Genomic DNA, 20,796 nt, shown 5'->3' with positions numbered 1-20,796 from the left:
GGCCCCCCCGCCCGGTCGAGCCGTGCAGCTTCTGGACCGGCGCCCCCCGCGGGGGCCGCCGGTCCCGTGTCGGTCACACCGACCGCTGGTACGACCTGAACGTCCTGATCGACAGCCACACGGCCGCGACCGCCAGCGCCAGCAGCGCGCCGCCGCGGCCCAGTACCGCACCCCAGTCGGGATCCGCCGACATCGCCGAACGCCCCGCCACCATCGCCCAGTCGAGCGGATTGAAGTCGGCTATGTGCCGAATCCAGCCGGGCATCTGGGACGGCGCCATGAAGGCGCTGGACAGGAAGGTCAGCGGCAGCAGCAGGAAGGTGTTGATCCCGATGATCGACTCCCGCTCCCGCACCAGCATGCCGAGCGCGTTGGACAGTGCCCCGAAGACGGTGCCGAGCAGTACGGCGGCCACCACCAGGATGGCGATGCCCCCGATCCCGCCCGGGTAGTCGGCGCCGCCCAGCAGGCCGAGCAGCACGATGATGAGCGACTGGCCCGCGGTGACCAGGCCGTTGTTCACCACGTTGCCGTTCATCAGCGCGGCCCGGCTGACCGGCGTGGTCAGGAAGCGGTTCAGGGTGCCGCGCTGGATCTCCTCCAACGTGCCCATGCCCGCCCACATGTTGGAGCTGAGGGCGCTCATCACGACCACGCCCGGCACCAGGTAGTCGAGGTAGCTGGTGGTGCCGAAGCCGCCCAGCTCGACGACCTTCTTGAAGAGGTTGCCGAACAGGAACAGCCAGATCACCGGCTGGATCAGCGTGATGACGGCGAACGCGGGCTGGCGGGCGAACACCAGCAGCTGACGCTGAGTCATGTACCAGGTCTGGGACAGGGCGTTGCTCATCGGGCACCTCCGGCGGGGGCGAGCGCGTCGGCGGCGTCGGCCTCCGCGTAACGGCGGCCCGCGTAGCGCAGATAGACGTCGTCGAGGGAGGGGCGGGCCACGGTCGCGGCCACCACGGTCACCCCGGCCCGCTCCAGTGCGGCGAGCAGCGTCGGCATGGCGACGGCCCCGTCGTCGGCGCGGGCGCTGATCCGGCGGCCGTCGAAGAGCGCCTCGTGCACACCGGCCAGCCCGGTCAGGGCGCCCGTGAGCAGGGTGCGACCGGCGTCGCCGAGTGCCTCGCGCAGCTCCACATGGACGGCGTCGCCGCGCAGTTCGCCCTTGAGGGAGTCGGGGGTGCCCTCGACCACGATCCGGCCGCGGTCGACGATCGCGATCCGCTCGGCGAGCCGGTCGGCCTCCTCCAGATAGTGGGTGGTGAGCAGGATGGTCAGGCCCTCCTCGCCGGCCAGCCGGCCGATCTCGTCCCACATCGCGGTGCGGGCCTCGGGGTCCAGGCCGGTGGTGGGCTCGTCGAGGAAGAGCACCTCGGGGCGGTGGACCAGGCCGAGCGCCACGTCGAGGCGGCGTCGCATACCGCCGGAGTAACCCTTGACCGGGCGGCCGGCGGCTTCGGTGAGGGTGAAGCGGGCCAGCAGCTCCTCGATCCGGCGGTTCAGGGCGGCGCCACGCAGGCCGTAGAGCCTGCCCTGGAGCTGGAGGTTCTCGCGGCCGGTGGCGACCGGGTCGGCGCCGGAGTTCTGGGCGACCACGCCGATCGCCCGGCGCACCCGGTCCGGGTGGCGCAGCACGTCGTGGCCGGCCACGGTGGCGGTGCCCGAATCGGGGCGGGCCAGAGTGGTGAGGATCTTGACGGTGGTGGACTTGCCGGCGCCGTTGGGTCCGAGGAGCCCGAAGACGGTGCCGGGTTCGACGGTGACGTCCATGCCGTTCAGCGCGGTGACGTCACCGGGGTAGGTCTTGATCAGCTGGCGCGCCTGCACTGCGGGCGCACGGGTGCTCATGTCGGCTGCTCTCCTGGGGAAATCGCGAATGATCGCGGGTGATCGCGAATGATCCGCGCGATGAGCGCCGGGCTATCCTGGGTGTGCCGCACCTCGATGGCCCGGAGCCGCCGCACGGCGGGTTCGGTTCGGGGTTCGAGACCCCGGCCGGGCTGCTGCAACAGCCCTGCCGGGGTCTGTTCGTCATTGCTTCTGCTCGAACTCGGCCTCCAGCTTCAGGTACTCCTCGGGCATCTCCCCCGTCTCGTGGAAGTGCCGCCAGTCCACGACGCCCGGGAAGCCACCGTCCGTCAGCTCCGCCAGGAAGCCGCGGACCCAGTCGGCCTGCGCCTCGACCATGTGCAACTGGTACTCGGCCTCGATCACGAAGAGCCGGGGCAGCGTCTCGCGCAGCTTGTCCAGCCCCCCGCGCAGGCTAGCCGCCTGCACGTCGAGCGAGTTGAGCCGCTCCTCCAGCAGCCGGGCGACCTCGTCGGGATGGAGGGCCCCCAGCAGCGACAGCGCCGCCTCGAAGATGGGGTACTCCTTCGCGGGCACGGCGACCAGGTCCGAGAGCCATTCGGTGGCCTCCTCGCGCCCGGCGTCGGTGATGCCGTACAGCGTGCGCTCCGGGCGGTTGCCCTGCCGCTCCACGTCGGTGACCTCGACGAAGCCATGCTTCTCCAGGTTCTGCACGACGGTGTAGAGCGAGCCGTAGTTGATCTTCAGACTGGTGTCCTTGCCGCGCCTGCGCAGGGTCTGGGCGATCTCGTACGGGTGCATCGGCCGCTCGACGAGCAGCACCATCACGGCGAGCGCCAGGGGGTTGCCCAGCTTGCGGCGCCTGGTCGCCATCGACACCCACCTCGCCCTCTCCGCCAGTCTCCTCGCCACCGAATATCCGTGACCGAACATATCGCGATTCAAGCGGGGCCGTCAATACACACGATGTATCGCGTCTGAAGCCGCTCCACAAGGGCGTGAGGACTTGGGCCCGCTCCGGACACGCCGGCGTGACGCCTTCGAAACAGCGCGTCCCTAATTTCTGTCGCCCGACAGGAAATCCGCCCTGACAGGCAGGTACCGCCGTGACGACCACCGACGACCACTCCCTGAAGGAGTCCGACGACCACTCCCTGGAGGAGTTCGGCTACCGCCAGGAGCTGCACCGCAGCCTCGGCCGGTACGCCTCGTTCGCCGCCGGGTTCTCCTTCATCTCCGTACTGACGACCGTCTTCCAGTTCTTCGCCTTCGGCTACGCGTTCGGCGGCCCGGTCTTCTTCTGGGCCTGGCCGGCCGTGCTGATCGGCCAGTTGCTGGTGGCCGCCTGCTTCGCCGAACTCGCCGGGCGCTATCCCATCTCGGGCGCGATCTACCAGTGGTCCTCACGCCTGTCGAACCCGTCCTTCGGCTGGTTCGCCGGCTGGATCATGGTGATCGGGCAGATCGTGGTGGTCGCGGCGGCCGCGCTGGCCCTGCAGATGGTGCTGCCCGCGCTCTGGTCCGGCTTCCAGCTCATCGGCACGGACCCGGCGCCGACCTCGGCCGACGGCGCCGCCAACGCGGCCGTCCTGGGTGTCGTCCTGCTGGTCCTGACCACCCTCGTGAACGTCATGGACAACCGCGTGATGTCCGTGATCAACCGGGTCGGGGTGACCGCCGAGATCATCGGCGCGGTCCTGATCATCGTGCTGCTGCTCACCCACTCGGAGCGCTCCCCCGGCATCACGTTCCACACCGGCACGGCAGCCGAGGGAGGCCTGCTGGGCGCACTGCTGGTCGGTTCGTTCACGGCCGCGTACGTGATGATCGGCTTCGACAGCGCGGGCGAGATGAGCGAGGAGACGCACCAGCCGCGACGGACGGCGCCGCGGACGATCCTCACGGCGTTGGGGGCGGCCGGGCTGCTGGGCGGCCTGGTCGTCCTCGGCGGCCTGCTGGCCGCGCCGAGCCTGACCGACGGACGGCTGGGCGTGGACGGGCTGAGTTACGTCCTGACCAGCAGCCTCGGCGACGGCGTGGGCCGGGTGCTGCTGGCCGACGTGGTGGTGGCCATCGCGGTGGCGACGCTGGCGATCCAGACCGCGGCCTCTCGCATGTTGTTCTCCATGGCGCGGGACGAGCAGCTGCCGTTCGCCGGGCGCCTGGCGCGGGTGAATCCCCGTACGGGCATGCCGGGGGCACCGGCCGTGGTGGTGGGGGTGCTGGCCGGTGCGTTGCTGCTGCTCAACTTCGCGTCCCCGGACGCGTTCCTGGCGATCGGGACGACGTGCATCGTGATGCTGTATCTGGCGTACGCGATGGTCACCGGGCCGCTGCTGGTGCGGCGGCTGCGCGGGGAGTTCCGTGCCGAGGGGACGGACGAGACCGGGGCGCCGTTGTTCTCGCTGGGGCGGTGGGGGGTGCCGGTCAACGCGGTCGCGCTCTTGTACGGGCTGGTGATGAGCGTGAATCTGGCGTGGCCTCGGGGGGCGGTGTACGACCCGAGTGGGGGGCACTGGTACTTCCGGTGGTTCACCGTGTTGTTCCTGACGGTGACGCTTGCGGTGGGTGCGGTCTGGCGACTCGTCCGGGCGGAGTCCCGAACGGCGGTCGCTGTGCCGGAGGCTGTGGCGTAGTCGTTCGACCGCGGGCCGTTCGTGGCTGGTCGCGCAGTTCCCCGCGCCCCTTACGGGGCGCCTCACCCACCGTGGCCCTGGAGTGCCCCTTCTCGACGCACCTCCACATACGCTGACTGCAATGAGACGTAAGCCCCGCATCCCGCCCTCTCCCCTCCCCCAGCGCCAAGGGGTGGACCCCGTACGGGTGCGGTTGCCCGTCTCCGACGAGTGGGCCACCGTCGGTGAGTACCTCGTGGCCCGGCTTTCCGGAGCCGCGCCCGGCATGGTCGCGGAGATGCTGGACTCAGGGCTCGTCGTGGGCGCCGACGGACACCCCGTCGCCGCCCACGCGCCCTACACCCCCGGCCTCCGCCTCTGGTTCCACCGCGACCTGCCCCCCGAGGTCCCGGTCCCCTTCGCCCTCGACGTCGTCCACCACGACGCCCACCTCGTCGTCGCCGACAAACCGCACTTCCTCGCCACCACCCCACGCGGCAGTCACGTCACCGAGACCGCGCTCGCCCGGCTGCGGCGGGAGCTGGGGATCCCCGCGCTGGGGGCCGCGCACCGGCTGGACCGGCTCACCGCCGGGCTCGTGCTGTTCACGGTGCGGCCCGAGGAGCGGGGCGCCTACCAGGCGCTGTTCAGCGCGCGGCAGGTGCGCAAGGAGTACGAGGCGATCGCGCCGTACGACCCCTCGCTCGCCGTTCCCCGGACCGTGCGCAGCCGGATTCTCAAGGAGCGCGGGGTACTGGCAGCCAGGGAGATCGAGGGGGAGCCCAACGCGGAGACGCTCGTCGAACTCGTCGAGCGCAAAGGCCCGTTGGGGCGCTACCGGCTCATCCCGCACACCGGGCAGACCCATCAGCTGCGCGTCCACATGAGCGCGTTGGGCGTGCCGATTCTCGGGGATCCGCTGTATCCCGAGGTGACCGGCCCCGTGCCGGCCGGTGACTTCCGGCGTCCGCTGCAACTGCTGGCGCGGAGGCTGGAGTTCACCGATCCGGTCACGGGGGTCGAGCACCGGCTGTGCAGCGGGCGGACGCTGCGGGCCTGGGAGTCGTACGAGGACTGGGCCGGTCTCTAGGCCGGTCAGTGGCCGAGCCACCAGCGGCGCAGCCTCGGCCAGATGCCCCGGGGCCTGGCGGGTTCCGGCGCCACGGCCGCGGCCGGCGGGGGTGCCACGGGCAGGGGCTGCGGCTCGGGGGCCGATGTCGGTGCCGGTGCCGGTGCTGCCGGGCGGGTGATGCCGACCTGCCAGTCCGTGCGCTGCGGCGGGACCAGCGCGGGACTCGGCATGAGGGTCACGTCCTGCTTGGGCTTCGGGTCGAAGCGCACCGGCAGTTCCACCAGGTGCCGGGACGCGATCGACGCGCGCCAGCGCAGCTCCTCCTCGTCGCAGTCGAGCTGGATGTCGGACAGCCGGGTCAGCAGCTGGTCGACCCCGACGTCCGCGATGGCACGGCCGATGTCCTGACCGGGGCACTCGTGCGGGCCGCCGCCGAAGGCGAGGTGGGAGCGGTTGCCCTGCATGTTGGCGTTCAGGTCGGGGCGGACCCGCGGGTCGACGTTGCCCGGCGCGGGCGCGTACAGCAGTCCGTCGCCCTTGCGGATGCGCTGGCCGCCGAGTTCGGTGTCCTGCTTGGCGAAGTAGGCGAAGACCGTGCTGAACGGCGGCTCGTCCCACAGGGACTGCTCGATCGCCTCCGGCACCGTCATCTGGCCGCCGTTGAGCTGGGCGCGGAAGCCCGGCTCGGTGAGGACCATGCGCAGCGCGTTGGCGAGGAGGTTGGCGGTGGTCTCGTAGGCGGCGTAGAGAACGACCCGCAGGTGCTGGGCGACCTCGTCGTCGTTGAGCCCGGCGGGGTGGGTGACGAGGTGGCTGGTGAAGTCGTCCTCGGGGCGGGCCCGGCGGCGGGCGGTGAGCCGGGTCAGGCAGCCCATGACGTACTCGTTGCTGGCGATCGCGGTCTCGGTGCCCTTGAGCGCGTCCCGGGTGGCCTCCACGATCCGGTCGTTGTACTCCTCGGGCATGCCGAGCAGTTCGCACATGACCGCCATCGGCAGGTGCTCGGAGTACTGGGAGACCAGTTCGGCGCGGCCTCTCTCGCAGAACTCGTTGACCAGCAGCTGGGTGTAGCGGCCGATGAGACGGCGGATGCTGCGGTGGTCGATGGTGGTCATGGCGCCCTGAACGGCGGCGCGCAGTCGCATGTGCTCGTCGCCCTCGGCGTGCGAGCAGATGGGCTGCCAGGCGATGTGCGGCATGAGCGGGTGGTCGGGCTTGACCATGCCCTCCCGCAGCGGGGTCCAGATGCGGCTGTCGCGGGTGTAGACGGCGGGGGTGCGGACCATCTGGAGGTTCTCGGTGAGTCCGAGGACCGCCCAGATCGGTACGTCGTCGTGGAGCAGGACGGGCGCCACGGCGCCGTGTTCGTCGCGCAGTTTCTCGTACAGCCCGCCCAGGTCGTCGGCGTCGGCGCCGTAGAGCCGTTGCAGTCCGCCGGGTCCGCGGTCGTGTGCCGGGCAGCCGGGCGGCGGGACCGGGTCCGTGCTGGTGCCGGCCGGGTAGGGGGATTCAGGCGTCACAGTGATCGCTCCGAAGGGGGTGTCAGGTGAGCGCGCCGGACATGGCGAGCGAGTGCAGGAAGCGCACCAGGGTCATCAGGACGTCCCGGCTGGAGGCCCGGCGGCGGGCGTCGCACTCCACGATGGGGATCTCGGGGGACAGGTCCAGCGCGGTGCGCAGTTCCTCGATGGGGTAACGGGGACCGTCCGGGAAGGAGTTGACGGCGACGACGAACGGCACCCCGCGCTCCTCGAGGCGTCCCATCACGTCGAAGCTGACTTCCAGGCGACGGGTGTCGATGAGCACGACCGCGCCGAGGGCGCCTTCGAACAGGCCGTTCCACAGGAACCAGAACCGCTCCTGGCCGGGGGTGCCGAAGAGGTAGAGGACCAGTTGGTCGGTGATGCTGATGCGGCCGAAGTCCATGGCCACGGTGGTGGCGGTCTTCGAGTCGGAGCCGTAGTTGTCGTCGACCCCGATGCCGGCCTGGGTCATGGTCTCCTCGGTGGTCAGCGGTCTGATCTCGCTGACGGAACCGACCATGGTGGTCTTGCCGACTCCGAAACCGCCCACGATCACGATCTTCACCGCGGCCTGGGCGGTGTGCGGCAGCTGGTCCTCGGTGCGGGGGCCGGGGATCGTCTCAGAGCTTTTGAAGTCCATGCATCACCGCTTCGAGAAGTGAACGGTCGGGGAGCGCCTGGCGGACGATCGGGGCGCGCGCCTGCACCAGTTCGGCCGTGATCAGTTCGGTGATCAGTGCCGTCATCGCGCTGAACGGCAGATTGAGGTAGGCCGAGAGCTCGGCCACGGACAGGGGGGCGAGACAGAGCCGGAGCAGCACCGCCTGCTCCGGTGTGACCGAGGGCGGTGGGTCGGCGCGCGCCACGATTAAGGTGACCAGGTCGAGTTCGGCCCGTGCGCCGTCGGCTCCGCTGATGACGTAGAGCCGCTCGGGGTTCTTGTTGTCGCCCTCCTCGCCGCCGCCCTCGGCGGCCGGCGGCGTGGGCGGGGGCGGTGGCGGCTGGTGTTCCGGCCTGGGTTGACGCCGTTTGCGTTGCGGAGGAGTCATACGGTCTGCCCGTTCCGCCGGGGCGGACTGGTGAGATGGGCGCCGATACGGACGACGAGGTCGCGCATCATCTCGCTCATCCGCCCGGGTTCGCAGGTCACGTCGGCGAGCACCGCGAGGTAGGCGTTGGCGCCGGCGGACATGAGGTAGAAGTAGCCCCGGTCGATCTCGATCAGGACGAGGTTCATGTCGCCGTTGCTGATCGGGAGTTCCTGGGCGACGGCACCGGCCAGGCTCTGTACGCCCGCGCAGGCCGCGGCGAGCCGGTCGGCGGCGTCGGGGTCGCCGCCGTGCCGGGCGATGCGCAGTCCGTCGGCGGAGAGCACGACGATCATCTCGACGCCCGGTACCCCGTCGGCGAGTTGCTTGAGCATCCAGTCGAAGTTGCCTCGCTGCTGGATCACTTGAGGTCCCCCTCGTCGTCGGCATCGGTGCCGGCCGGATCATTGATCAGATGCAGGTACTTGGTCGGGTTCCGGGTGAAGTCGGTCGGGTGGACCCCCGGGTTGTTCTTCTTGAGCCCCTCCCAGAAGGCATTCACCCAGAGCCCGGGTTCGCGGCGCTCGGGCTCCGGCGCCACCGGCTCGGGATCCTTGTGCTGCGACCAGATGGTCGGGTTGCCCTCGCGCTCGGCGCGCTCGATGGCCGCCTGTTCGGCGAGCCGCTGGCTGAGCGGCATCTTCATCCGGCTGCGCCGCTGCGGCAGGCCGCCCGCGGTCCACTCGGTGACCTCGGGGACGTCGTCCTCCATGGAGATACCGGCGGGGATGCGGGGGCTGGTGGGCCGGCGCTTCTTGGGCGGCCGCTTGGGTCCCTCGAGGGCACCGAGTTCGGGCTTCGGGATGCCGGTGGCACCGATGCCGTGGGCGATGCCGGGGGCCGGGTCGGTGGTCATCATGTCGCTGGGCACGATGAGGACGGCCCGCACACCGCCGTACGCCGAGGCGCGCAGCGAGACGTCCATGTCGTACGTCGTGCAGAGGCGGCCCACGACCGAGAGGCCCAGGCGCGGGTTCTCACCGAGGACCTGGATGTCCTTGCCCTGCTTGGCCTTCTCCAGCATGCCCTCGATGCGGCCACGGGCCTCCTCGTTGAGGCTGACGCCGGCGTCCTCGATCTCGATGCACACGCCGGACTGCACCTCGACGGCGGTGACGTGCACCTTGGTGGAGGGCGGCGAGTACCGGGTGGCGTTGTCGAGGAGTTCGGCGGCCGCGTGGATGAGCGGTTCGACCGAGGTGCCCTTGATGTTGACCTGGCAGATCGAGTGCAGCTCGATGCGCCGGTACTCCAGGATCCGGGACATGGCGCCGCGCAGCACGCTGTAGAGGGCGACGGGGTTGGGCCACTGACGACCGGGGCGGCCGCCGCCGAGCACGGAGACCGAGTCGGCGAGGCGTCCGATCAGCGCGGTGCCGTGGTCGATGCGCAGCAGGTCGTCGAAGACCTCGGGGTTGCGGCCGTGGTCCTCCTCCATCTCCCGGAGTTCGTGTGCCTGCTGGTGGACGATGGCCTGGACGCGTCGGGCGACGCTGACGAACGAGCGCTCCAGGGAGTCGCGCTGGAGGTCTTCCTCGTCGACGATGTCGAGCATGGTGCGGATCAGCCGGCGCTGCGACTCGGGGGCGTGACGCAGCCGGGCGTCGAGATCGAAGACCTGGCGAATCACCTCTTTGGGGGACTCGCCGGCCTTCAGCCGGTAGAGCGCGGTCGGGAACACCTCTTTGCCGAGGCGGTCGATCTCCTCGTCGCTCGTGGTGAGGCGCTGTTCCAGATACGCACTGTGACGGGCGTGCTCGGCCTTGGCGGCCTGAAGCCTACGGCCGCGGCGCACCGCTTCCGCCGCCGTCGCGAGCACCAGCAGCATGCCGACGGCCCCGCACACGCCGACGGCGGTCCGGGCGGGCTCCGCCACCAGGAGGACGGCTGCGGCGGTCGCCACGGCCATCAGTATGGCGGGCAGCAACAGCACCCGCACCAGGGAAAGTTCACGGCCATTGGGAGGCGGTTGCACACTCACCATGTATGCCTTCTGAGACGAATCGGCTGGGTGTCGGGGGAGTTCGTGGGGGGAAGGTTCATGGAGCAGTCAGGATCTTCCGTATGATTGGGAACAGGCGCACGAATTCATCTCAACTCGGTGCGCCGCGGGCGAGCTTAGTCCGACCGGATCAACGCCGTGTCATATTCGGCAAGCACCTGAAAACGCCCGAACGACAGGAGTACCCTCGGTCGTTTTGCACGCACGGCATGTGTTCGCACACGTTGCGTCACGACGTACGGGCGTACGAAGGTGACTCACCGTGACGGGTGAAACAGCCCTCCGGGCCGAAACCTCCAGCGGGTTCAGACCCCCGCGATCCGCAGCGCGGCGTCAGCCGTGGCGCGGGCGAACTCGTCGACGGGACGCTCCGGTTCGGAGCGGTGGATCAGGATGACACCCTCGATCAGCCCGAAGACGAGGTCGGTCCGCAGCTCCAGCTCCCCCTTGGCGAGCCCCCCGCCGGCGGCCGTCGCGGCGATCAACTGCCGGTAGGCGTCCTTGAGTTCGGACCGCACGGCATGGAACCCGGCGAACCGCTCGGTGTGCACCTCGGGCAGCAGGTAGAGCGCGCCGAGGTTGTGCGGCCCGGCGCACAACAGCTCCACGTCGGCCCGGCACAGCGCCCGCAGCCGCTCCTCGGCCGGAGTCACGTCGTCGGCGAGCAGCTCACGCGCGCAGTCCAGCGACGGCGTGACGGTGGACTCCAGCAACTCGGCGAGGAGTTCCTCCTTGCCGGAGACGTAGTGGTACATCGACGCCTGCCGCATGCCCGCCCGCTCGGCGACCGCCCGGGTGGTGGTGGCCGCGTAGCCGCGGGTGGTGAACAACTCGGCTGCGGCCACGAGCAGTTCGGCCCGAGGGTCCAGTCCGCTGTCCGGCCGCTGCGCCGCCCGCGGCCGGCCGACCCGGCGGCCACTGCTCGTCCCCATGCGTTCGATCCTCGCACACGGCACCGCACGACGATCACCACGAGGCCCGGCGGCCGGGCCATGCTCCCCCGGTGAGCCCTCGGTAACCGGGCCGGAACGCCACGGCAACGCCCCGGACCCGGCCCACCCCTAATTTCTGTCGAGCGACAGAAACACCGCCGAGCCCACGGAACCGGAGGTCAGCGATGGCGACAGCGACCACGTACGGAGCCCGGGCGCATGCCCGCGCCCAGGAGGGCACCCGCGCCGAGGCCATGCCCGTCGTACCGGCCGCCGACTGGCCGGACCCGCCCTGCGAGGCGGGCCACCTGGTATGGGCCGAGACGATGGCGGGCGGCAACTACACGCACCGCGTCCTGGCCCGCGGCACCGAGCTGCGCCTGACCGACCCGCACGGCGACGCCTGCGCGCACCTCCTGCTGTATGTCGCCGACCGCCCCTGGGAGCGACTGAACGTCGCCGACACGGTCAAGGTCCAGTGGAACGCCTACCTCGGCGAGGGCGTGCTGCTCCTCTCCGACCAGGGCCGGGTCCTCGCCTCCGTCGTCGCCGACACCTCCGGCCACCACGACGCGCTGTGCGGCACCTCCACCCTGGTCCGCAACACCGGTCGCTACGGCGACGGCACCCCGCAGTCGCCCTCCCCCGCAGGCCGCGAGCTGTTCAAGCTGGCCGCGGCGAAGCACGGCCTGGAACCGCGCGACCTACCGCCGTCCCTGTCGTTCTTCCAGGGCGTGGAGGTGCGCGACGACGGCACGCTGGACTTCACCGGCTCGGCCGGCCCCGGCGGCAGCGTCACGCTCCGCGCCGAGCAGGACCTGACCGTACTGATCGCGAACGTCCCGCACCCGGCCGATCCGCGCCCCGACTACGTCAGCACCGCGCTGGAGGTCCTGGCCTGGCGCGCCGCCCCGACCCCGCCCGGCGACCCGCTCTGGGACGCCACCCCCGAGGGCCGCCGCGCCTTCCTGAACACCGCCGAATTCCTCGCCGCGAGGGGGCTCGCATGACCACGCAGACCGTCGTCCCGGCCCGCGCCGCCTGGTCCGCCGTCGTCCGCGACGGCGAGACCCTGACCATCACCGACCTGCACGGCAACCAGGCCGTCGACTTCCTCGTCTACGACGCCCACGACACGGCGGTCCGCTACAGCGCCCCCGACACCGTCCACGCCCAGGGCTCCCTCTTCCTCACCACCGGCAGCGTGCTGCTCTCCAACGAGCACACCCCGCTGATGTCCGTGGTCGCCGACGAGGTCGGCCGGCACGACACGGTCGGCGGCGCCTGCTCCAAGGAGTCCAACACCCTGCGCTACGGCCACCACACCTGGTCGCAGCACGCCTGCGTGGACAACTTCCTCGCAGAGGGCGCCAAGCACGGCCTCGGCAAGCGCGATCTGGTGTCCAACATCAACTGGTACATGAACGTACCGGTCGAGAAGGACGGCACCCTCGGCATCGTCGACGGCCTCTCGGCCCCGGGCCTGAAGCTGACGCTGCGGGCCGAACGGGACGTCCTCGTGCTGGTCTCCAACTGCCCGCAGATCAACAACCCGTGCAACGGATTCGACCCGACAGCGGTGCAGATGACGATCGGGGCCGCCGGATGAGCTTCGACACCCTGCTGATCGCCAACCGGGGCGAGATAGCCGTCCGTGTCATCCGCACCGCCCGTGAACTGGGCCTGCGCACGGTCGCCGTCTACTCCGACCCCGACCGCTCGGCACCCCATGTCCGCCTCGCCGACGAGGCGGTACGGCTCGGCCCGGCACCGGCGAAGGAGTCCTACCTCGACGCCGACCTGGTCCTGAAGGCCGCCAAGGACACCGGCGCCGGCGCGATCCACCCCGGGTACGGCTTCCTGTCCGAGGACGCCGATTTCGCCCGGCGCTGCGAGGAGGCCGGGATCGTGTTCGTCGGCCCGACCCCGGAGCAGCTGGAGCTGTTCGGCGCCAAGCACACGGCACGGGCGGCGGCCGAGGCGGCCGGAGTGCCCCTCGCACCGGGGAGCGGACTCCTCTCCGACCTGCCCGAGGCCCTCCGTGAGGCGTCCGCCGTCGGCTATCCCGTGATGCTCAAGGCCACCGGCGGCGGTGGTGGCATCGGTATGTCGGCATGTCGATCGGCCGCCGAACTGACCGACGCCTGGGACCGCGTCCAGCGCGTGGCCGCCGCTTCCTTCTCCTCCGCCGGGGTCTTCCTGGAACGCCTGGTGGAGCACGCCCGCCATGTCGAGGTCCAGGTCTTCGGCGACGGCACGGGCAAGGTCGTCACCTTCGGCGACCGGGACTGCTCGCTGCAGCGCCGCAACCAGAAGGTGGTCGAGGAGGCCCCGGCCCCCGGCCTGCCACCGCGGGTACGCGCACAACTCGCCGCCTCCGCACGCGACCTGTGCGCGGCCGTCGGCTACCGCTCCGCGGGCACGGTCGAGTTCGTGTACGACGCGGCCCGCGAGGAGGCCTACTTCCTGGAGGTCAACACCCGACTCCAGGTGGAACATCCGGTCACCGAAGAGATCTACGGCGTCGACCTGGTCGCCTGGATGCTGCGCCTGGCGAGGGGCGAGTCCGACGTCGTCCGGGATCCGGGCGCACCGCGCGGCCACGCCGTCGAGGCCCGCGTCTACGCCGAGGACCCCTCCCGCGACCACCGGCCCAGCGCCGGCCTGCTGACCCGGGTGGAGTTCCCGCCGGGAGTGCGCGTCGACGGCTGGGTGGAGACCGGCACCGAAGTGACGACGTCGTACGACCCGATGCTCGCGAAGGTGATCGCCCACGGCCCCGACCGAGACCGGGCGCTGCGCGCCCTCGACGAGGCGCTGGCCCGCACCCGTGTCGACGGCATCGAGACCAACCTGGGCCTGGTGCGCGCCACGCTCACCGAACCGGCCTTCCGGGCCGCCGCCCACTCGACGGCGACCCTCGCCACGGTCACCGACCCGACCCCCCGGATCGAGGTCGCCGTTGCCGGCACGCTCACCACGGTCCAGGACTGGCCGGGCCGTACCGGCTACTGGCAGGTCGGGGTGCCTCCGTGCGGTCCGATGGACGACCGCTCCTTCCGGCTCGGCAACCGCGCGCTGGGCAACCCGGAGGGCGCACCCGGCCTCGAATGCACTCTCCAGGGCCCGTCCCTGCGCTTCACCCACCCCACCACCGTCTGCGTGACCGGCGCTCCGGCCCCGGTGACGCTGGACGGCGCCCCGGTCGCGCAGTGGGAGCCGGTGACGGTACCGGCGGGCGGGCTGCTGGAGATCGGCGCCCCTTCCGCACACGGCCTGCGCACCTACGTCCTCTTCGCGGGCGGCGGCCTGGACGTGCCCGCCTTCCTGGGCAGTGCGAGCACCTTCACGCTGGGCCGGTTCGGCGGCCACGGCGGCCGGGCGCTGCGCACGGGTGACGTCCTGCACGGCGGCGCCGTCACGGACGGCGTGCCCGTCGCCGAGCGCCCGCCCTTCACCGCCGTCTGGCACATCGGGGCCGTCGAAGGCCCCCATGCCGCACCGGAGTTCTTCACCGAGGACGACATCCGGGACTTCTACGCGGCCGAGTGGAAGGTGCACTTCAACTCGGCGCGCACCGGGGTCCGGCTGGTCGGCCCCAAACCGCGCTGGGCCCGCACCGACGGCGGCGAGGCGGGCCTGCACCCGTCCAACATCCACGACACCCCCTACTCGGTCGGCGCCGTCGACTACACCGGCGACATGCCGGTCCTGCTCGGCCCCGACGGCCCATCCCTCGGCGGGTTCGTGTGCCCGGCGACCGTCCTGAGCGGCGAACGCTGGAAACTGGGCCAGCTCCGGCCCGGCGACACGGTCCGCTTCGCCCCGGTCGACGTGACCGGCGCGCCCCGCCCGGAGATCCTCGACGGCGGTGTCCTGGCCCGCGACGGGGACGTGACCTACCGGCGCAGCGGCGACGACAACCTGCTGGTCGAGTTCGGCCCGATGCAGCTGGACCTGGCCCTGCGGATGCGCGTCCACGCACTGATGGAGGCCGTGACGGCGGCGGACCTGCACGGGGTCACGGACCTCACCCCGGGGATCCGCTCGCTCCAGGTCCAGACCGACCCGAGGCTGCTCACCCAGGCCGAACTCCTCACCACCGTCAGGGAGATCGTCCTGGGCCTGCCGCCCACCGACGAGCTGGTGGTGCCCTCCCGCACGGTCCACCTCCCCCTCTCCTGGGACGACCCGGCGACCCGCGAGGCGATCGCCCGATATATGGCGGGCGTCCGCGACGACGCACCCTGGTGCCCGTGGAACATCGAGTTCATCCGCCGGATCAACGGCCTGGACTCGGTCGAGGACGTCTATCGCACGGTCTTCGACGCCGAGTACCTGGTCCTGGGCCTCGGCGATGTGTACCTGGGTGCCCCGGTCGCCACCCCGCTGGACCCGCGCCACCGCCTGGTCACCACGAAGTACAACCCGGCCCGCACCTGGACCGCCGAGAACTCCGTCGGCATCGGCGGCGCCTACCTGTGCGTCTACGGCATGGAGGGCCCGGGCGGCTACCAGTTCGTGGGCCGTACCACCCAGGTGTGGTCGGGCTGGCAGCAGCGCGGGGCGTTCCAGCCGGGTTCACCGTGGCTGCTGCGCTTCTTCGACCGGATCAGGTGGTATCCGGTCTCCGCCGACGAACTCCTCGACCTGCGGGCGGACATCACCTCCGGCAGGTTCGTGCCACGCATCGAGGAGGGGACGTTCTCCCTGGCGTCCTACCAGGAGTTCCTCTCCGAACACGCCGACGCCATCGGGGACTTCAGGGCACGCCAGCAGCAGGCCTTCGGCGCGGAGCGGGACGCCTGGGAGGCGGCCGGCGAGTTCGCGAGGGCTCAGGCGGCGACGGCGCCCGCGTCCACCGCACCGGCCGATGTGTCGGTCCCGCCGGGCGGACGCCTGATAGAGGCCGAATTCGCGGCCTCCGTATGGCAGTTGAACGTGGCACCCGGTGACGAGGTGACCACCGGCCAGACCCTCCTGGCCCTGGAGGCGATGAAGATGGAGTCCAGGGTGCACGCACCGATGACCGGCGTGGTGACGGAGATCCTGGCCAGGCCCGGCGACCAGGTGGAGGCGGGGACGGCGCTGCTCGTCCTGGCGCCGACCGCGAACTGACCGACAGGAGCAACCGACCATGTCCAGCACCGTCTCCCGTGTCCGTGCCGCCTACGCGCGCATCGAAGCGGTCGACCGCCCCGAGATCTGGATCGACCTGCGCCCACGGGAGGAGGCCGAGGCGGAGGCCCGGGCGATCGACGCGCGGGTGGCCGCGGGCGAGCGCCTCCCCCTCGCCGGGCGCCTGTTCGCCGCCAAGGGCAACATCGACGTACGGGGACTGCCGACGACGGCGGGCTGCCCGGCGTACGCCTACGAGCCGGAGGCCGACGCCCCGGTGGTGGCCCGCCTGCGCGCGGCCGGCGCACTCGTGCTCGGCACGACCAACCTCGACCAGTTCGCGACGGGCCTGGTCGGCACCCGCTCCCCCTACGGCGCGGTCCGCAACGCCGTCGACCCAACCCGGATCAGCGGCGGCTCCAGCTCCGGCTCGGCGGTGGCCGTGGCCCTGGGCATCGTCGACTTCGCGCTCGGCACGGACACGGCGGGTTCGGGCCGGATCCCGGCCGCCTTCAACGGCATCGTCGGCCTGAAGCCCACCCGTGGCCTGGTACCCACCACCGGGGTGGTCCCGGCCTGCGCCTCCATCGACTGCGTGACGGTGTTCGCCCGCACGCTCCCGGAGGCCGAGCAGGCGCTGTCGTACCTGGCGGCCCCGCCGGACCGCGTGCTCCCGCCGCTCCCCCAGCGGGCCCCGGGACCCTGGCGGATCGCGGTCCCGCCGCTCTCCCAGCTCGGCGAACTGGACGAGGGCTGGGCGGAGGCGTACGAGGAAGCCGTCGCGCGTCTCGCCGCCTCGGGCGCCTCGCTGCGCCCGCTCGACCTGGCCCCCTTCACCGAGGCGGCGGCGATGCTCTACGAGGGCGCGTTCGTGGCGGAGCGCTACACGGCGGTGGGCCCCTTCATCGACAAGCTGCTCTCCTCCGGCGGCGAAGGCCTCGACCCCACCGTCTCCGGCATCATCACCCGGGCCCGCGCCATCCCGGCGCACCGGCTCTTCACCGACCAGGACCGCTTGTCCGCGCTGCGTGCCCGTGCCCTGGCCGAGCTGTCCGACGCGGACGCCCTGCTGCTCCCCACGGCCCCCGGCCACCCCACCCTGGCCGAGGTGGCGGCCGACCCACTGGGCGCCAACGCCCGCCTGGGCCGCTTCACCAACTCCACGAACCTCTTCGACCTCGCGGCGGTGGCGGTACCGGCGGGAGAGGTGAACGGTCTGCCGTTCGGCGTGATGCTGATCGGCCCCGCCTTCACGGACGACCGCCTGGCCACCATCGCCCGCGCCCTGGAGCCGCGGGTGAGCGTGGCGGTGGTGGGCGCCCACCTGACCGGCCAGCCCCTGAACCCCCAGCTCCTGGCACTGGGCGGGGTACTGGACCGCACGACGACGACAGCACCGGCATACCGCCTCTACGCCCTCCGGACGACCCCACCGAAGCCGGGCCTGGTGCGGGTGGACGAGAACGGCAGGGCGATCGAGACGGAGGTGTGGAGCCTTCCGGCCGAAGGCCTGGGCCGCCTGTTGTCGGCGCTCCCCCGCCCGATGGCCCTGGGCAACGTGGAATTGGCGGACGGCAGTCAGACCCCCGGCTTCCTCTGCGAACCAAGCGCACTGGCGAACGCGAAGGACATCACGCGCCACAAAGGTTGGCGGAACTACCTGAGCCGGGCGTGAGTAACCCGACCCAGGGGCGCGGGGCTGTATTCGATATGCGGCTACCGCCGCGTGGGCACGACCAGCCACACTCCACCCGCACCCGCCGATGAACCCGTCACCCCACCGACGAGTAGGCCACAACCCCCCGCAGCACCAGATCGACCGCCTTCCGAGCAGTCTTCGCCACAGTTGACCCCTCCACCGGAGAGGCCGCGGCAATCTGCCCGAGCACGTCGATCACCTGCTTGCACCACCGCACGAAGTCCCCGGCCGGCATCTCCGCCTCCCGCAGCACCTCGTCCAGCCCCGTCCCCGAGGCCCACATGTACGCGGCCCAGGCGAAGCCGAGGTCCGGTTCCCGCTGCCCGACACCTTCGGTCTGGGTGATCCGGAACTCCTCCTCCAGCGCGTCCAGCCGCCCCCAGATCCGCACCATCTCGCCGAGCGCGGCCTTGGCGCTCCCGGAGGGCAGCTTCGGGGCCATCGCGTCGTCCCCGACCCGCGCCTCGAACACCAACGCCGAGACGCAAGCGGCCAGTTCGGCAGGGCTGAGCCCCTCCCAGACGCCGGCCCGCAGGCATTCGCTGGCAAGCAGGTCGAGTTCGCCGTACAGCCGGGCCAGCCGTTTCCCGTGCTCGGTGACCTCGTCGCCGCGCAGGTAGTCCAGCTCGGTCAGCAGCGCCACGATCCGGTCGAAGGTGCGGGCGATGGTGTTGGTCCGGCCCTCGATCCGCCGCTCCAGCTGGGAGGTGTCCCGCATCAGCCGGTGGTACCGCTCGGCCCAACGGGCGTGGTCCTCCCGGTCGTTGCAGCCGTGGCAGGGGTGCGCCCGGATCGCGGTCCGCAGCCGTGCGATCTCACGGTCGTCGGCGGCCTGCGACCGCTTCTTGCGGGCCCGCTCCGGCGGAATGTGCCCGGCCTTGGTGCGCAGCGCGGACGCGAGGTCCCGACGGGACTGCGGGGAGCGGGGGTTGAAGGACTTGGGGATCCGCATCCGCTCCAACGCCTCGACCGGCACCGGGAAGTCCATCGACGCCAGCCGCTTGACCTGCCGTTCGGCGGTCAGCACCAGCGGCCGCGGCCCGTCGTGGTGCTCGAAGCCACGGTGGCCGTTGGACCGCCCGGCGGGCAGCCCGGGGTCAAGGACCAGAGCGAGCCCCGCGTACTTCCCCGTCGGCACGTGGATGACGTCGCCCGGCTTGAGCTTCTCCAGCGCCACCGCCGCCTCGGCCCGCCGCTCGACGGCGCCCTGCCGGACGAGTTCGGTCTCCCGGTCCTTCAGCTCGCGCCGCAGCCGCGCGTACTCCTCGAAGTCGCCGAGGTGGCAGGTCATGGACTCCTTGTAGCCTTCGAGTCCTTCCTCGTTGCGCTGCACCTGACGGGAGATGCCGACGACCGACTTGTCTGCCTGGAACTGCGCGAACGAGGTCTCCAGAAGCTCTCGCGACCGGTGCCGCCCGAACTGCTCGACCAGGTTGACCGCCATGTTGTACGACGGCTTGAAGCTGGAGCGCAGCGGATAGGTGCGGGTACCGGCGAGCCCCGCGAGGTGCTCGGGGCTGAACCCCCGCTGCCACAGCACCACGGCATGACCCTCGATGTCGATGCCGCGCCGCCCCGCACGGCCGGTCAGCTGGGTGTACTCGCCGGGGGTGATGTCGGCGTGCTGCTCGCCGTTCCACTTGACGAGCTTCTCCAACACCACCGAGCGCGCGGGCATGTTGATGCCGAGCGCGAGGGTCTCGGTGGCGAACACGGCCTTCACCAGGCCGCGTACGAAGAGTTCCTCGACGACTTCCTTGAAGGTCGGGAGCATACCCGCGTGGTGGGCGGCGATACCGCGCTCCAGACCCTCCAGCCATTCGTAGTAGCCGAGGACGTGCAGGTCCTCGCGCGGGATCGACGAGGTGCGTTCCTCGACGAGGGTGCGCACCTGTTCGCGCGCTTCGTCGTCGTTGAGCCGCAGACCCGCGTACAGGCACTGCTGGACGGCGGCTTCGCAGGCGGCGCGGCTGAAGATGAAGGTGATGGCGGGCAGCAGGCCCTCGGCGTCGAGCCGTTCGATGACCTCGGGGCGCCCCGGTGTCCACACCCGGGACCGCTGCCGGCGCTCCCGCTCCCGGTCGGCCTCGCGCATGGCACGCCCGCGCCTGCGGTCCTGGTAGGAGGGTCTGCTCGCCTCCATCCGGGCCAGCCGGGTGAGGTCGGGGTTGACGGCCTTCTTCTGGCCCTCGCCCTCCTCGAACAGGTCGTACATCCGGCGCCCGGCGAGTACGTGCTGGAACAGCGGGACGGGCCGGTGTTCGGAGACGATGACCTCGGTGTCGCCGCGGACGGTGTCGAGCCAGTCGCCGAACTCCTCGGCGTTGGACACGGTCGCCGACAGGGACACCAGGGTCACCGACTCCGGCAGGTGGATGATCACCTCTTCCCAGACGGCGCCGCGGAAGCGGTCCGAGAGGTAGTGCACCTCGTCCATGACCACGTAGCCGAGGCCGAGGAGGGTCTGGGAGCCCGCGTACAGCATGTTCCGCAGCACCTCGGTGGTCATCACGACCACGGGGGCGTCGGAGTTGACGCTGTTGTCACCGGTGAGCAGGCCGACCTTGTCCGCGCCGTAGCGGCGGCACAGGTCGGCGTACTTCTGGTTCGACAGCGCCTTGATGGGTGTCGTGTAGAAGCACTTCTTGCCCTGCTCCAGGGCGAGGTGGACGGCGAACTCGCCGACGATCGTCTTGCCGGAGCCGGTGGGGGCGGCCACCAGTACGCCCTTCCCGGCTTCGAGCGCCTGGCAGGCCTCGATCTGGAAGGGGTCGAGGCCGAATTCGTACATCTCGCGGAAAGACGCGAGCGCGGTGGCCTGCTCGGCGGCCCGCCTGCGGGCCGCCGCATACCGCTCGGCCGGTGAGAGGTCCTCTGTCATCGTGCTTTCGAGCGTACCGGTCCGCACTGACAACAGGACGATCATTATCCG

16 protein-coding genes are annotated in these 20,796 nt (G+C 71.2%); 6 read left to right on the top strand and 10 right to left on the bottom strand.

Annotation, left to right across the window (positions count from 1 at the left end; genetic code table 11):
* Positions 1-73 precede the first annotated feature (73 nt).
* The 3 genes from ACWGJB_RS04485 to ACWGJB_RS04475 form a co-directional block, all read right to left on the bottom strand.
* Positions 74-850: an ABC transporter permease gene (locus ACWGJB_RS04485; RefSeq protein WP_453378775.1), complete on the bottom strand. Its 777-nt coding sequence runs from the start codon at positions 848-850 to the stop codon at positions 74-76.
* Positions 847-1,854 (bottom strand): ATP-binding cassette domain-containing protein, encoded by a 1,008-nt coding sequence (locus ACWGJB_RS04480; RefSeq protein WP_453378774.1) that lies wholly within the window; start codon positions 1,852-1,854, stop codon positions 847-849. The genes ACWGJB_RS04485 and ACWGJB_RS04480 overlap by 4 nt, the downstream gene beginning before the upstream one ends.
* A gap of 183 nt (positions 1,855-2,037) precedes the next feature.
* Positions 2,038-2,688 (bottom strand): PadR family transcriptional regulator, encoded by a 651-nt coding sequence (locus ACWGJB_RS04475; protein WP_453378773.1) that lies wholly within the window; start codon positions 2,686-2,688, stop codon positions 2,038-2,040.
* Between the two features lie 233 nt (positions 2,689-2,921).
* Here ACWGJB_RS04475 and ACWGJB_RS04470 point away from each other — a divergent pair, with 233 nt between their 5' ends.
* Entirely contained in the window at positions 2,922-4,451 is a 1,530-nt protein-coding gene (locus tag ACWGJB_RS04470) for an amino acid permease (protein WP_453378772.1), read from the top strand.
* 121 nt (positions 4,452-4,572) lie between these two features.
* On the top strand, positions 4,573-5,520 hold the full coding sequence (locus tag ACWGJB_RS04465) for an RluA family pseudouridine synthase (protein WP_453378771.1): 948 nt from the start codon (positions 4,573-4,575) through the stop codon (positions 5,518-5,520).
* Between the two features lie 5 nt (positions 5,521-5,525).
* Here the strand turns inward: ACWGJB_RS04465 and ACWGJB_RS04460 are convergent, their stop codons facing one another.
* The 6 genes from ACWGJB_RS04460 to ACWGJB_RS04435 form a co-directional block, all read right to left on the bottom strand.
* The gene (locus tag ACWGJB_RS04460; protein ID WP_453378770.1) at positions 5,526-7,022 is read right to left on the bottom strand and encodes a cytochrome P450; all 1,497 of its coding nucleotides are present in this window, start codon (positions 7,020-7,022) and stop codon (positions 5,526-5,528) included.
* Positions 7,023-7,044: 22 nt separating this feature from the next.
* Entirely contained in the window at positions 7,045-7,665 is a 621-nt protein-coding gene (locus ACWGJB_RS04455; RefSeq protein WP_360490105.1) for a GTP-binding protein, read from the bottom strand.
* A complete protein-coding gene (locus tag ACWGJB_RS04450) occupies positions 7,646-7,942 on the bottom strand; it encodes a DUF742 domain-containing protein (protein ID WP_360490392.1) in 297 nt (98 codons plus the stop codon). The genes ACWGJB_RS04455 and ACWGJB_RS04450 overlap by 20 nt, the downstream gene beginning before the upstream one ends.
* Positions 7,943-8,070: 128 nt before the next feature.
* A complete protein-coding gene (locus tag ACWGJB_RS04445; RefSeq protein ID WP_046726726.1) occupies positions 8,071-8,478 on the bottom strand; it encodes a roadblock/LC7 domain-containing protein in 408 nt (135 codons plus the stop codon).
* A complete protein-coding gene (locus tag ACWGJB_RS04440; RefSeq protein WP_453378769.1) occupies positions 8,475-10,097 on the bottom strand; it encodes a sensor histidine kinase in 1,623 nt (540 codons plus the stop codon). The genes ACWGJB_RS04445 and ACWGJB_RS04440 overlap by 4 nt, the downstream gene beginning before the upstream one ends.
* A 323-nt stretch (positions 10,098-10,420) precedes the next feature.
* Entirely contained in the window at positions 10,421-11,047 is a 627-nt protein-coding gene (locus ACWGJB_RS04435; RefSeq protein WP_453378768.1) for a TetR/AcrR family transcriptional regulator, read from the bottom strand.
* A gap of 185 nt (positions 11,048-11,232) precedes the next feature.
* On the opposite strand from ACWGJB_RS04435, the gene ACWGJB_RS04430 reads away from it, so the two are divergent.
* The 4 genes from ACWGJB_RS04430 to atzF are packed head-to-tail and all read left to right on the top strand — an operon-like array spanning position 11,233 to position 17,840.
* Positions 11,233-12,057 carry an urea amidolyase associated protein UAAP1 gene (locus ACWGJB_RS04430; protein ID WP_453378767.1) on the top strand — a complete coding sequence of 275 codons (825 nt, stop codon included), beginning with the start codon at positions 11,233-11,235 and terminating at the stop codon, positions 12,055-12,057.
* Positions 12,054-12,656 carry an urea amidolyase associated protein UAAP2 gene (locus ACWGJB_RS04425; protein ID WP_453378766.1) on the top strand — a complete coding sequence of 201 codons (603 nt, stop codon included), beginning with the start codon at positions 12,054-12,056 and terminating at the stop codon, positions 12,654-12,656. The genes ACWGJB_RS04430 and ACWGJB_RS04425 overlap by 4 nt, the downstream gene beginning before the upstream one ends.
* Positions 12,653-16,165 (top strand): 5-oxoprolinase/urea amidolyase family protein, encoded by a 3,513-nt coding sequence (locus ACWGJB_RS04420; protein ID WP_453378765.1) that lies wholly within the window; start codon positions 12,653-12,655, stop codon positions 16,163-16,165. Before ACWGJB_RS04425 ends, ACWGJB_RS04420 begins: the two co-directional genes overlap by 4 nt.
* 19 nt (positions 16,166-16,184) lie before the next feature.
* A complete protein-coding gene (gene atzF, locus ACWGJB_RS04415) occupies positions 16,185-17,840 on the top strand; it encodes an allophanate hydrolase (RefSeq protein ID WP_453378764.1) in 1,656 nt (551 codons plus the stop codon).
* Positions 17,841-17,937: 97 nt separating this feature from the next.
* On the opposite strand, the gene ACWGJB_RS04410 is transcribed toward atzF, so the two are convergent.
* Positions 17,938-20,790: a DEAD/DEAH box helicase gene (locus ACWGJB_RS04410; RefSeq protein ID WP_453378763.1), complete on the bottom strand. Its 2,853-nt coding sequence runs from the start codon at positions 20,788-20,790 to the stop codon at positions 17,938-17,940.
* Between the last annotated feature and the right edge of the window lie 6 nt (positions 20,791-20,796).

It is taken from the genome of Streptomyces sp. NPDC054813 (genome assembly GCF_053611365.1).
The sequence above is the reverse complement of the archived record's forward strand: the minus strand, read 5'-3'. Positions and strand labels throughout refer to the sequence as shown.

Coding starts and splice junctions, on each gene's coding strand:
- ACWGJB_RS04485 (WP_453378775.1), bottom strand. CDS start 850: ATGAGCAACGCCCTGTCCCAGACCTGGTACATGACTCAGCGTCAGCTG.
- ACWGJB_RS04480 (WP_453378774.1), bottom strand. CDS start 1,854: ATGAGCACCCGTGCGCCCGCAGTGCAGGCGCGCCAGCTGATCAAGACC.
- ACWGJB_RS04475 (WP_453378773.1), bottom strand. CDS start 2,688: ATGGCGACCAGGCGCCGCAAGCTGGGCAACCCCCTGGCGCTCGCCGTG.
- ACWGJB_RS04465 (WP_453378771.1), top strand. CDS start 4,573: ATGAGACGTAAGCCCCGCATCCCGCCCTCTCCCCTCCCCCAGCGCCAA.
- ACWGJB_RS04455 (WP_360490105.1), bottom strand. CDS start 7,665: ATGGACTTCAAAAGCTCTGAGACGATCCCCGGCCCCCGCACCGAGGAC.
- ACWGJB_RS04440 (WP_453378769.1), bottom strand. CDS start 10,097: ATGGTGAGTGTGCAACCGCCTCCCAATGGCCGTGAACTTTCCCTGGTG.
- ACWGJB_RS04435 (WP_453378768.1), bottom strand. CDS start 11,047: ATGGGGACGAGCAGTGGCCGCCGGGTCGGCCGGCCGCGGGCGGCGCAG.
- ACWGJB_RS04430 (WP_453378767.1), top strand. CDS start 11,233: ATGGCGACAGCGACCACGTACGGAGCCCGGGCGCATGCCCGCGCCCAG.
- ACWGJB_RS04425 (WP_453378766.1), top strand. CDS start 12,054: ATGACCACGCAGACCGTCGTCCCGGCCCGCGCCGCCTGGTCCGCCGTC.
- ACWGJB_RS04420 (WP_453378765.1), top strand. CDS start 12,653: ATGAGCTTCGACACCCTGCTGATCGCCAACCGGGGCGAGATAGCCGTC.
- atzF (WP_453378764.1), top strand. CDS start 16,185: ATGTCCAGCACCGTCTCCCGTGTCCGTGCCGCCTACGCGCGCATCGAA.
- ACWGJB_RS04410 (WP_453378763.1), bottom strand. CDS start 20,790: ATGATCGTCCTGTTGTCAGTGCGGACCGGTACGCTCGAAAGCACGATG.